Raw genomic sequence first — 12,165 nt, forward strand, 5'->3', positions numbered from 1 at the left:
CTGCCATCGGTCCGAAGCCGTTCCCTGGCGGACATCACCCGCTGCAGAGGCGGCGTCGCGACGGTCATCCGGGCGCCGGAAAAAAGGCTCCCGGACTGCTTCCTGATCCGGCGCATCCCCCCACCCTGCCGCACCGGTGGCCCCCGCTCCGAGGCCGAGGCGCGTCCATTCCCGCAGGGCTCGCCAGCGGTGCCGGCGGCGATCCCCCGTCTGCCGGGCACTGGGCCAGCAGGTCCGTCCGTGATCCAGCCATTGCATTGGCGTCACGAAGGCAAGCCCACGGACCCTAGTTGTGCAAAGAAGCCTCTGCGCGCTCGGCCGGGAGGCTGCGCCTTGCCAGCTCCCGCCGCATGCCGCTGGCGCAATCCGCGCGTGTCGCCCGGTCGGGAAGGCCCGGCCTCACTCCCTGCCGGCCAGCTGGAGCGGCAGGTGAGGGTGCGGGAGAGGGTCTCCCTCTCCCGCACCCTCACCCCTCGGCGCCTCAATCAAGCCGGCGCGCTTCCCACTGGTTGCCCGCGCCGCGGCGCAATTCCAGGATCGGCAGCTCGGCGATCAGCTCGGTCAGCTTCTTCTTGCCATAGGTGCGCGGGTCGAAATCCGGGTTGGCCGCGGTGATGTGCTGGCCGATCTGGCCCAGCGAATACCACTCGTCATCCTGGTCGATCGCCTCCATCGCGCGCAGCACCAGCGAGCGCGCGTCATTCGGCGCCAGCTTGCGCTTCGGCGCGGGGGCGGGCTCTCCGCGCTCGGCCGCCAGCTCCTCGGAGGCCCCGTCATCGCCCAGGTTCTCGACATAGATGAAGCGCTTGCAGGCCATGCGGAAGGCTTCGGGCGTCTTCTGCTCGCCCATCCCGTAGACATCGAGTCCGTGTTCGCGGATCCGGCTCGCGAGCCGGGTGAAATCGCTGTCCGACGAGACCAGCACGAAGCCGTCGAACCGGCCCTGGTGCAGGATGTCCATCGCGTCGATCACCAGGCTGATGTCCGAGGAGTTCTTGCCCTTGGTATTCGAGGGCGAATGGATCGGCACGATGGCGAGCTTCGCCAGCTTCTTGGCCCAGGTCTTCAGCCCCTCCCGCGCAAAATCGCCGTAGATGCGCCGCACCGAGGCCTCGCCGAGCGAGGTGATCTCCTCGAATATCGCCTCGGCATAGCTGGCGGGCACGTTGTCGGCGTCGATCAGGACGGCGAGTAGCTTGGAACGGTCGTCTGGCATCGGGCTCTTCCAGTTGAGGGACGCCCCTGTCTAGCGCGCCGGCCCGGCGCTGAACACCCGCCCGCAGCCGCTGCCCTGTCGCAAATGCCACAGCCCGCACCGCACAGCGCGCCACGTCCTTGCGATTCCGCCGGGGCTGCCGCAATTTCGCTGCGTCGATCCGGAGTCCCCAACATGCGCCAGAGCCTCGTTCCCGCCCTCATCGCCTGCCTTTCCCTCGCTGCCTGCGATCCGGCCGGCTCCGCCTATTCCGACGGCAGCGCCTCGGGATCCGCCTCGGCTGCGGCAATCGGCGCCGCCGATTGCGGCGCGGAAGCCTGGCAACACCTGGTCGGCGGCCCGCTCGCCCCGGCGCTGGAGCTGCCCTATGGCGGGCCGAAACGCTATCTCGGCCCCGACCAGTCGGTGACCAAGGACTACAACCCCCACCGGCTGACCGTGACCAGCACCGACGGCGAAACCGTCGGCCGGATCATCTGCAGCTGACGGGGAATTCCGCCGAAGCAGTCTTTCGCAGGGAACGCCGGGACGGGGTTTGCGTTAACCATGCGCAACCTGCCTCGCAGCTCACTGACAATCGGAGGACATCCCCATGGCCGGACTCGGCTGGCTTCTCGCTATCATCATCGGCGCCATCGCAGGCTGGATCGCCGAACAGATCATGGACGCATCCCACGGGCTGCTGACCAACGTCATCCTCGGCATCCTCGGCGCCGTCATCCTGAACGCCGTGCTCGGCATGGTGGTCGGCTGGCAGGCCTACGGCATCATCGCCAACCTGATCGTCGGCGTGATCGGCGCCTGCATCCTGATCGCAGGCGCCCGCTTCCTGCGCCGCGCCTGACGCGCGAACCGGGCCCCGCGCCCCGATTTCCAGCGCCCCCGCCGCCTTCCGCGGCGGGGGCGCTGCCTTTTGCATCCGCGCTGCCGCAGCTTTGCGCGATTCTTCCCGCTCCCGGCCCGCCATGATGCCGCCAAGCCGGTCCGCCATGAGTTCCCGTCATGTCGAACCCAGCTTTTGCGGCGTTTCCAAACTCCGCGAGTTCTGCCAACGTCCCGGGACCACGCCGCCGTCCCGGCCCCGCGGCCGGACCGCGCGGAGAATGGCACAACGAGATGCGACAGAGAGGGAAACCATGAAACTCACCGCAGCAGCGATCCTCGCGCTTTCGACGGCCCTGGCCGGGGCGGCCTCGGCCGAGACCTGGGACATGCCGGTCGCCTATCCCGCCTCGAACTACCATACCGAGAACGCACAGGCCTTCGCCGATGCGGTGAAGGAATGCAGCGGCGGCGAGCTGGAGATCGTGATCCATGCCGGCGGCTCGCTGTTCAAGGGCGACGAGATCAAGCGCGCCGTGCAGCTCGGCGAGGCCCAGATCGGCGAGCGGCTGCTGTCGGCGCATGCCAACGAGAACGCGATCTTCGCCTATGACTCGATCCCCTTCCTGGCGACCTCCTTCGAAGCCTCCGAGAAGCTGCGCGCCGCGGCCGAGCCGACCCTGGCCAAGGTGCTGGGCGAGCAGAACCTGACCCTGCTCTATTCCGTGCCCTGGCCGGCCCAGGGGCTCTACTTCTCGAAGCCGGTCTCCAGCCCCGCGGACATGGAAGGCGTGAAGTTCCGCGCCTACAATGCGATCACCGCCCGTGTCGCCGAGCTGGCCGGCATGGTGCCGACCCAGATCGAGGCCGCGGATCTGAAGCAGGCGCTGGCCACCGGGCTGGTGTCGTCGATGATCTCCTCGGGCTCGACCGGCGTCGACGAGAGCGTCTGGGAAGACATGACCAATTTCTATGACGTGAAGGCCTGGCTGCCGCGCAACACGGTCTTCGCCAATGCCGATGCGATGGACGCGCTGTCCGACACGGCAAAGGCCTGCGTCATTGACGAGGCGGCCAAGGCCCAGGCCCGCGGCGCCGAAAAGGCGGCGGAGCTGGCCGGCGGCTTCGTCGCGACGCTCGCCGAGAACGGCATGGACGTGAACCCGCCCGCCGAGCCGGTGATGGCCAAGCTGGGCGAGATCGGCGAGACCATGACCACCGAATGGCAGGAGACCACCGGCGAGGACGGCAAGGCGATCATCGACGCCTACAAGGCCCAGTAAGCCCCGGACGATCCGAAGACAGGGGGCGCTCCGGCTGGTCCGGAGCGCCCCGCGCCCGTTTCCGGGCCACGGACGCAACTGCGTCCCCATACAGACAGGAACCGCCCGGCAGGCGCCGGGCCCCAAGCGAAGGTGTCCCGATGCGCCGCTTCCTCGACCGGCTCTATGCCCTTTCCGGATATGCGGCCGCCCTGGCCCTGCTGGCCATTCTCGGCCTCGTCGTCGCGCAGATGGTGTCGCGCTGGTTGGGCATCCTGCTGCCCGGGGGCGCCAATTACGCGGGCTACGCGATGGCCGCAGCCTCCTTCCTGGCGCTGGCCGACACCTTCCGCAAGAACGAGCATATCCGCGTCGGCATGCTGGTCGACCGCGCGGGCCGCTGGCGCCGCGGCGTCGAGATCTGGTGCTATGCCGTCGCCGCCGCGGTCGCGCTGTTCTTCGCCTGGCACGCGATCCAGACGCCGATGCTCAGCCACAGGATCAACGACATCTCCCAGGGCCAGGACGGCACGCCGCTGTGGATCCCGCAGCTCGTCATGGCCGGCGGCGCGACGCTCCTCGCGGTGGCCGTGATCGACGCGCTCTTCTCGCTGCTCTTCACCGAAGGCTACGGCGTCGACATGCCGAGAAAGCCGGTCCTGCAGGACGCGCTCTCCTCGGTGAAGGCGCGGATCGCGCTGGGGCTCGGCTGCCTTCTGGTGCTCTATGCCGCGATCCACCTGATGACCGGCTTCGACCGCGACGCGACGGGGCTCAAGATCGGCGTGTTCCTCTTCGTGATGTTCTTCCTTCTGGGCAGCGGCCTCTGGGTCGGGCTGGCGCTGATGGGCGTGGCCTATATGGGCATGATCGGCTTCACCCCGCGCAACCCCGGCAGCTCGATGTCGATCACGGTCTGGACCTCGGCCTCGAGCTGGACGCTGACCTCGCTGCCCTTGTTCATCTGGATGGGCGAGATCCTGTTCCGCACGCGGCTTTCCGAGGACATGTTCAAGGGGCTCGCCCCTTGGCTGGCGCGCTTCCCGGGCGGGCTGCTGCATTCCAACGTGGTCGGCTGCACCGTCTTCGCAGCCGTCTCGGGCTCCTCCGCCGCGACGCTGACCACGGTCGGCAAGATGTCGATCCCGGAGCTCCGCAAGCGCGGCTATCCGGAATTCATGATCGTCGGCACGCTCGCGGGCGCCGCGACGCTGGGGCTGATGATCCCGCCGTCGCTGACGCTGATCGTCTATGGCGTGACGGTGAAGGAATCGATCACCGGGCTCTTCATGGCGGGCGTCCTGCCGGGGCTGGTGCTGGCGGCGATGTTCATGGCCTATATCGCCCTCTGGTCGGTCATCCGGAAGGACCAGGCCCCCGCGCCCGAGCCGCGCCTTCCGCTGAAGGAAAAGCTGCGCGCCTCCACCCTGCTGATCCCGGTCGTGGTGCTGATCCTCGTCGTGATCGGCTCGATGTATGCGGGCATCGCCACCGCCACCGAGGCGGCCGCCTTCGGCGTGATCGGCGCGCTGATCCTTGCCGCGCTTCAGGGCTCGCTCAGCTGGGAGGCCTTCCGCGAGAGCCTCATGGGCGCCACCCGCACCTCGGCGATGATCGCGCTGATCCTGATGGGCGCCTCCTTCCTGACGCTCGCCATGGGCTTCACCGGCCTGCCGCGCAACCTCGCCGCGCTGATCGCCGGGATGGAGCTGTCGCCGATCGCGCTGATCGCCGCGCTGACCGTGTTCTACATCATCATCGGGATGTTCCTCGACGGCATCTCGGCGGTGGTGCTGACCATGGCGATCATCGAACCGATGATCCGCGCCGCCGGGATCGACCTGATGTGGTTCGGCATCTTCATCGTCGTGGTCGTGGAAATGGCGCAGATCACCCCGCCGGTCGGCTTCAACCTCTTCGTGCTGCAGGGGATGACGCGCCATGACATGACCTATATCGCAAAGACCGCGGCGCCGATGTTCCTGATCATGGTGCTGATGGTCGCCATCCTGGTCGCGGTGCCGGGGCTTGCGACCTGGCTGCCCGACACGATCCAGGCCGCGCGATGAGCCCGGTCGCGGCAGCGGGCCGCCATGCCTCGGTGCTGCTGCTCCTCGGCTTCCTGACGGTCCCGTTCCTGCCGGTCGATGCAGAGGCGATGCGCCCGGCGCTGCCGCTGCTGGTCAGCCTCGCCACCGCGCTGGCCGTCTCGCCGATGCGGGCGAGGGCACCGGGCTCGGCCTGACCTTCGTGCGCGCGGTGGCCGAACGGCATGGCGCCGAGCTGCGGCTCGGCGATGCCGGGCCGGGGCTGCGGGTGGACATCGCCTTTCCCGCCCGGCTTACGCATCTGTAAGCTTCGGCGCAGGACGGCGTAAGACCGGCCGCCCAAATGTCTTCCGTGACCAGGAAAAACCCATGGAGGACAAGATGGCACAGCGTTCGAAATTCGGCCGGAAACTCGCGGTTCTGATGGCCTCTGCCGCGATCCTCGCCTCGCCGATGGCGACCGTGGCCGTTGCGGCGGAGAACGCGAAGGTGGCCGAACAGTCCGAAGCGGCCAAGCCCGAGGCGGATTACGCCACCCAGGACGGATATCTCAAGGCATCCGAGGACGGGCTGCATGCGCTCCGGGCGGTCCATCAGGCGCGCGCCGAGCTGAGCGAGGGCCGGAACGACGCGGCGGCCGAGCTGCTCGACGAGGCATCCTCGACGCTGGGCGAGGCGAAGGGCGAGCTGGCGCAATTGCTGGTGGCGGACACGTCCGGCGGCTCGGACGAGCCGGTCTTCCTGCCGGTCGATGTCCAGATCGGCTATGGCGAGACCTTCGTGCCGGACGAGAGCAACCAGCAGGTGCTCAGCGAGGCCGGGGCGCAGCTTCAGGCGCAGGAGCCCGACAAGGCGCTCGACACCCTGCGCATGGCCGAGCTCGACATGCAGGTGATCGCGGCGCTGGTGCCCCTGGAGCAGACCTCGGCGCATCTGGCCGACGCGCAGAAGGCGATCGGCTCGGGCGACACCGATTCGGCCCAGGCCTCGCTGGCGGCGCTCGAGGAGGGCGTGATGGTCCAGGGCTGGAACATCGACGCGATCCCGCGCCAGGGCGACGGTTCGGTGCAGCAATCCTCCGCTGCGGGCAGTGCAGGCGGGCTTGACGGCGCGGTGCCGGGCGCCAGCCGCCAGGAGGCGCCCGCCGCGGTCAACTGATCCGCACGCGGATCTCCCTTGCTCAGGTGGCAGGCAACTTGCCCCGCGGTTTCCGCGGGGCCTTTTCGTGTCCGGGCAATGTTCACGATTCCGTCTCTGGAAAACCTGCTCCGGGATCAGTAGGTTGGGCCAGCCGAACGGACCGGAGCAGGAGGCTGGGCATGGTTCTGACGAAGCGCGCCGGGGTCATCGGCGCCGGGTTCCTGGCGGTGCTGGGGCTGCATGCGGTGATTTCCACGATTGCCACCTTCGTGCTCGCCGTGGCGCTGGCCGGGGCGGCAGGCTACCTGCTGCGCCGTGAGGGCTGGCGTCTGCGGCCGGTGGCGGAACCGGTGCAGGAGGTGCTGGCGCCGCCCGCGGATCCGGATTTCGCCGACGCCGTGGACGAGCTGCGCAAGCTGGCCGCGGGCATGGTGCTGCGCGCCGACGTGGTGAGCCGCGCGCTCGAGGTGGGGATGGCCGGAACCCCCGACGACCGCAGCGACTGGCCGCTGGTCTATCTCTCGCCGCGCGGGCGGCGCTTCAACCAGGCGATGGCGCGGCGCTGGTCGCAGGCACGCGGCATCACCATGCTCTGCGGCCGCTTCGAAGGCGTCGACCAGCGGGTGCTGGATGCCTATGACATCGAAGAGGTCAGCCTTGGCGATTTCGTGCTGACCGGCGGCGAGATCGCCGCCCAGGCGATGCTCGATGCCACGGTGCGGCTGCTGCCCGGCGTTCTGGGCAATGCCGCCTCCACCGAGGAGGAGAGCCACTCGAACGGGCTCCTCGAGCATCCGCAATACACCCGCCCGGCGGAATGGGCAGGCCGGGAGATCCCCGAGGTGCTGCTGTCGGGCAACCATGCGAAGATCGCCGAGTGGCGGCGGCAGCAATCCGAGGAGCTGACCCGGGCCCGGCGCCCCGACCTGTGGCAGCTCCATGCCGGCGACGGCGCCAAGGACGGCTGAGCGCCGCATTCCCCGCAGGCCGGTTCCGCGCTACACTGCGCCCCGGCACGGCACGGGAGGCAGGCGCATGGCCCGGACAGGAACGGAACCGAAGCTCTGCACCTCGACGGCCGCGGTGCCGGGCCGGAGATGGATCGTCGTTTCGCGCGCCTGCCGGGCGCCGCGAGCATGGTGTGCCGGGGCCGCGCGCCCAGCCCCGGCCTTCGCGCCTAGCGGGCGAAGAGGCCTTCGAAATCAGCGAAACCCTTGATCTCGATCGGATTGCCGGAGGGATCGAAGAAGAACATCGTGCGCTGCTCGCCGGGCTCGCCCTCGAAGCGCACCACCGGCGGAATGTCGAAGGCGACGCCTTTCTCCTCCAGCCGCGCGGCAAGCGCCAGCCAGTCGGGCAGCGCCAGCACCGCGCCCATATGCGGCATCATCACCATGTGCTCGCCGACCTTGCCGGTGCGGGTGACCGGGAAGGGCTCGCCCAGATGGAAGCTCAGCTGGTGCCCGAAGAAGTCGAAATCGACCCAGGTCTCGGTCGAGCGGCCTTCCTCGCAGCCCAGAACCTCGCCGTAGAAGCGGCGGGTCTCGTCCAGGTCGGTGACATGGATGGCGAGGTGGAAGAGGGATTTCATCGCGGTCTCCTGTTTGCGTTGCAGGCCTGCTAGCGGAAGTCTAGAAAAAGGAAAAACGCGTTATTTTTTCTCTCAGGAAAAGAAAAACCGATGGACCTGCGGTTTCTCGAAAGCTTGCTGGCAGTGATCGACGAGGGTTCGATCGTGGCGGCCGCCCGCGCGCAGGGGCGGACCCCCGCGGCAATCAGCCAGCGCATCCAGGTTCTGGAGCGGGATCTGGGGGTGACGCTTCTGGTCCGGCATGCCAATGCGGCGACGCCGACTCCGGCCTGTCTCGACCTGGTGGCGGACATGCGGACGCTGGTGGCGGGCGGCCATGCGCTGCGCCGGAGCGCGGCACCGGAAGAGCCGGCGGGCGTGCTGCGGCTGGGCGCGGCGATCGCGGTCGCTGCCAGCGGCACGGTCGCGCCGGCGGTCGCCTTCGGGGTCTCGACCGCCGACGTGACGAGCGACGGGCTGGTCGAGGCGCTGATCATCGGCGGATCGAGCTTCAACGCGCCGGGCGCGCTGACGCTCGACGCCTATGACACGTTGATGATCGACACCGACACGATCGCCGCCAGCGTCGCGGTCGGCGCCTCGGGCTCGGTGGCCGTTTCGGTGGCGCTCGCCGTCTCGGTGGCCGACAACGACTATGGCAGCACGGTGCGCGCGGGCATCGCCGGCTCCAGCGTCGATATCGGCGGCGCACTGTCCGTGCTTGCGGAATCCGAGGCCGATGTCGACGTGCTCGGCGTCGCGGCCTCCGTCTCGGTTGCGGCCTCCGGCGCCTTCAGCTTCGCCGCGGGCGTCTCCGCCGCGGTCGTGTCGAACACTGTCTCGGGCCTGACCGAGGCGGTGATCAACAATGCCTCGGGCGCGCATTCCGTCGAGGCGGGCGGCGCCATCCTGGTCCGGGCGATCGAGGACGTGACGGTCAATGCCGATGCCGGGGCGGCGAGCCTCGCGATCAGCGGCTCCTATGTCGGCGGCTCGGTGGCGGTCTCGGCCGCCGTGGCCGACAACATCGTCACCTCGAGGACCCGCGCCGAGATCTACACTTCGGCGGTGACCTCCGAAGGCAGCACGATCACGGTCGATGCCTCTTCGCAAAGCGATGTCGACGTGACCGTGGCGGCCATCGCGCTCTCGGCTTCGATCTCGATCGGCGTTTCGGCCTCGGGCGCGGGCGCCAGTGCCAAGAACACCTCGACCTCCGTGATCGAGGGCCTGGTCACCGGCGGCTCGGTCCTGACGGCGGCCGGCAACGTGACGATCCGCGCCGATGACGATGCCACGATCGATGCGACCGTGGTGGCGGTGGCGCTGTCGGTCGGCGTGGTGGGCGTCTCGGTCGGCGTCGCGATCGGCGAGAACGACATCCAGAACGAAGTGACCGCCGGCGCCTCGGGCGGCAGCATCACTGCCAACGGTTCGGGCGACATCCTGATCGATGCGGATGCCAGCCAGACCTACGAGGTGATCAGCACCGCCGTCTCGGTGACGGTCGCGCTGGCCGGGGCGGCCGGCGCCGGGGTGCGGGCGGTGAACGATGTCGACAGCGTGGTGACCGCCTATGCCAGCGGCACCGACCTGACGGCGTCGGGCAACACCGTGCAGATCGATGCCGACAGCGACCACCATGCGCAATCGACCGGCATCGGTGTGGCCGCCTCGACCGGGGTGGCGATTTCGGTGGTCGATGCCAGCGCCTCGATCGGCGGTGCGACCCGCGCCTATGCCGATGGCGACATGTCGGTCACGGCGGCCTCGATGGACGTCACGGCGGATTCCGTGGCCTTCGCCGATCCGGACGTGGTCACCGTGTCGATCTCGCTCGGCGGGGCGGGCTCGGGCTCGCTGGTCGGCGCGACCGTCGACCGGGTGACCGAGGCCTTCGTCGGCGCCGCGGCGGGCACCGTGCCTGCCGGGACGACCGAAGTGATCCTGACCGGCGGGCCGCTGGCCATTGCCGCGAATTCGGATTTCACCGCCACGGCCGATCCGGTGACGCTGGGCGTTTCGGGCGGCATTTCGGTGGCCGCGACGGTCACAAACGCCACGATCAGCGGCGCGACGCTGGCCTATGTCGGCGAGAGCACGACGGTCCAGGCATCGAAGATCGACGTCACCGCCGACAGCACCGAGACCGCGACCGCCAAGACGATTACCGGCGCCTTCGGGGCCGGGGCGGCGATCAATTTCGCCGATGCCGTGTCGGTTGTGTCGAGCGATACCGAAGCCTTCATCGGCGCCCGCGAGGGCGAAACGCCGCTCGGCGGCCAGACCTCGGTGACGGTGACCGGCGGCGGCGCGCTGCTGGTCCAGGCGACGGCCGACCGCAACGCGGTCTCCGACACGCTGGGCATCTCGGTCAGCGCCTTCGCGATCTCGGTCGGGGCGTCGCTGCCCTCGGCCACGGTCAGCGGCCGGACCAGCGCGGCGATGGATGGCGACGTGGTGGTGTCCGCGGGCGCCGTCACCGTGCGCGGCCAGGCCGAAAACTATGCCTATGCCAAGGCGCTGGCCGCCGATGTGTCGATCTTCGGGATCGGCGCCAACGGCGTGAACGCAGTGGCGGAAATCGCCGAGGGCGCGGATGTCGAGGCGGTGATCGGATCGGATGTCGAGATCACTTCGGCTGCCCTGCTGGTCGAGGCCAAGCATATCGGCGCCAAGAAGAACACCGCCGAGGCCCGCTCCGAGGGCGGCTCGGGCGGCATCCTGGGCGGCGCCTCGATCATGCTGGCCGAGGCCACGGTCGCGGGCGGCGTGCGCGCGCAGATGGATGGCGACGTGCTGGGCTCGAGCTCGGTCACCGTGACCGCGAATGGCCGCAACGTGGCGGAGGCCGATGTGCTGGCCCAGCCTGCGGATCCCGCTCGCCGCTCCCGGCGGCAAGCGGGCCTGGATCGGTGCCGGGCGGGTGTCCTGTCCGCTGCCGACGCGCGGAGCTTCGCCGCATTGGCGGCTCGACTGGGAGCTGCCGCCGGGCATTGGCGGCGAAATGGCGGGAGCGCTCGTTCTGCTCGGTCTCCAGGGCATCATGGAGGCGATGTCGCGGCCGCGTTGCGAACGTCCTGTCCTGCTGCGGCTCGATTTGGCCGGGCTGGGGCTCGACCGCTCCGGCATCCGGCGGCTCGAACATGCCGTCTCGGCGGAATTGCGGCGGTTTTCGCGGGCGACCGGCCGCAGTGCCCTGATGATCGGCGAGCTGGGCTTCGTGCAGGAATATGCCGATTGCAGCGTCCTGCTGCAGCCGGGCCGGGCGGCACGGATGGATCTGATCTTGCCGCCGCGCCGCGGCGCGCCGGTGTTCCTTGATCTGCGGCAAGCCTCGGCCCAAGGGGCCTGCGGTCCGCTCGCCCTGTCGCTGCAGGCACAGTCCGGCGAGCGGCTCGAGATCGCGACCGGCCAGCCGGAGGACGAGAGCTGCGGCGAGATCCGGGCCGGCAATGGCGGGCGGGCGGCGGTGGTCTGTCCCGATCCGCTCAGCGGCGGCCCTGTACAACGGCTGTCCCATGTCATCGGCTTCGCGCCGACCGTGCCGGTCGCGCTGTACGGCCGCAACCGCGCGGAGGCTGGCGAATGGAACCTGACCGTCCGCAATCCGGGGCCGGCTGCGGTGCGGCTGACCTTCAATCTGGACAATGCCATGCCGCTGCTGCCGGAGTGGCAGCTGCCCCGTGCCAGCCTGCGGCTGAGCCGGTCGCGGGACTGGGATGCCGAGGCTCTGGACTGCGTGCGCCCGGATTTCTTCGGGTTCGACAGCCGCTTCGAGGCGCTGGTCCGGCGGGCGGATCATGTGCCGCCGCTGGTCCTGCGCCGCTTCGTCGAGGTCGGCAGCTGGCCGGTCGCATCGGTCTGCTCGGGTGGGCGGATGCTGCTCCTTCCGATGCTCGGCACCAAGGCCCGCGCCGGGTTTCCGGCTCTTCCGCAGGCCGTGGCGCGGAGCGATGCCGATGCGGTGCGGGACTTGCTTCCTGAGTTCGTCCAGGACCGGCTGCTGGAGCTTTGCATCGGGCTTCTGGCCAGCAGCCCGCCGCTGGCGCTGGCGGAGCGGCTGGCCGAGGCGCTGGCCGCCGAAGGCTGAGCGCGATGTGGATG

Annotated in this window: 11 protein-coding genes and 1 pseudogene; 10 read left to right on the forward strand and 2 right to left on the reverse strand. The window is 69.4% G+C overall.

Annotated features, from left to right (window positions below; genetic code table 11):
• Window positions 1-481: 481 nt before the first annotated feature.
• On the reverse strand, window positions 482-1,216 hold the full coding sequence (locus C7T91_RS13925; protein WP_108259770.1) for an NYN domain-containing protein: 735 nt from the start codon (window positions 1,214-1,216) through the stop codon (window positions 482-484).
• A gap of 174 nt (window positions 1,217-1,390) precedes the next feature.
• Here C7T91_RS13925 and C7T91_RS13930 point away from each other — a divergent pair, with 174 nt between their 5' ends.
• The 8 genes and pseudogenes from C7T91_RS13930 (at window position 1,391) to trmD (ending at window position 7,456) form a co-directional block, all read left to right on the forward strand.
• Window positions 1,391-1,702: a hypothetical protein gene (locus C7T91_RS13930; RefSeq protein WP_108259771.1), complete on the forward strand. Its 312-nt coding sequence runs from the start codon at window positions 1,391-1,393 to the stop codon at window positions 1,700-1,702.
• A gap of 106 nt (window positions 1,703-1,808) precedes the next feature.
• Window positions 1,809-2,060 carry a GlsB/YeaQ/YmgE family stress response membrane protein gene (locus C7T91_RS13935; RefSeq protein WP_108259772.1) on the forward strand — a complete coding sequence of 84 codons (252 nt, stop codon included), beginning with the start codon at window positions 1,809-1,811 and terminating at the stop codon, window positions 2,058-2,060.
• 292 nt (window positions 2,061-2,352) lie between these two features.
• A complete protein-coding gene (locus C7T91_RS13940) occupies window positions 2,353-3,321 on the forward strand; it encodes a TRAP transporter substrate-binding protein (RefSeq protein WP_201742103.1) in 969 nt (322 codons plus the stop codon).
• A 140-nt stretch (window positions 3,322-3,461) separates the two neighbouring features.
• Window positions 3,462-3,905: pseudogene (locus tag C7T91_RS35720) on the forward strand (TRAP transporter small permease); the annotation flags it as partial.
• A gap of 138 nt (window positions 3,906-4,043) precedes the next feature.
• Window positions 4,044-5,369: a TRAP transporter large permease gene (locus C7T91_RS13945; protein WP_236638236.1), complete on the forward strand. Its 1,326-nt coding sequence runs from the start codon at window positions 4,044-4,046 to the stop codon at window positions 5,367-5,369.
• Window positions 5,366-5,545, forward strand: a complete 180-nt coding sequence (locus C7T91_RS13950; protein WP_108259775.1) for a hypothetical protein — start codon at window positions 5,366-5,368, stop codon at window positions 5,543-5,545. Before C7T91_RS13945 ends, C7T91_RS13950 begins: the two co-directional genes overlap by 4 nt.
• Before the next feature lie 172 nt (window positions 5,546-5,717).
• Window positions 5,718-6,506 (forward strand): YfdX family protein, encoded by a 789-nt coding sequence (locus C7T91_RS13955; RefSeq protein ID WP_108259776.1) that lies wholly within the window; start codon window positions 5,718-5,720, stop codon window positions 6,504-6,506.
• 161 nt (window positions 6,507-6,667) lie between these two features.
• Entirely contained in the window at window positions 6,668-7,456 is a 789-nt protein-coding gene (trmD, locus tag C7T91_RS13960) for a tRNA (guanosine(37)-N1)-methyltransferase TrmD (RefSeq protein ID WP_108259777.1), read from the forward strand.
• Between the two features lie 209 nt (window positions 7,457-7,665).
• Here trmD and C7T91_RS13965 read toward each other — a convergent pair whose 3' ends face one another.
• Window positions 7,666-8,079 (reverse strand): VOC family protein, encoded by a 414-nt coding sequence (locus tag C7T91_RS13965; protein ID WP_108259778.1) that lies wholly within the window; start codon window positions 8,077-8,079, stop codon window positions 7,666-7,668.
• Between the two features lie 90 nt (window positions 8,080-8,169).
• Here C7T91_RS13965 and C7T91_RS13970 point away from each other — a divergent pair, with 90 nt between their 5' ends.
• Both C7T91_RS13970 and C7T91_RS31615 read left to right on the forward strand, forming a co-directional pair.
• On the forward strand, window positions 8,170-11,382 hold the full coding sequence (locus C7T91_RS13970) for a LysR family transcriptional regulator (RefSeq protein ID WP_108259779.1): 3,213 nt from the start codon (window positions 8,170-8,172) through the stop codon (window positions 11,380-11,382).
• On the forward strand, window positions 11,336-12,151 hold the full coding sequence (locus C7T91_RS31615) for a hypothetical protein (RefSeq protein WP_145962881.1): 816 nt from the start codon (window positions 11,336-11,338) through the stop codon (window positions 12,149-12,151). Before C7T91_RS13970 ends, C7T91_RS31615 begins: the two co-directional genes overlap by 47 nt.
• Window positions 12,152-12,165: the final 14 nt, after the last annotated feature.

It is taken from the genome of Mangrovicoccus ximenensis (genome assembly GCF_003056725.1).
GTDB lineage: Bacteria > Pseudomonadota > Alphaproteobacteria > Rhodobacterales > Rhodobacteraceae > Mangrovicoccus > Mangrovicoccus ximenensis.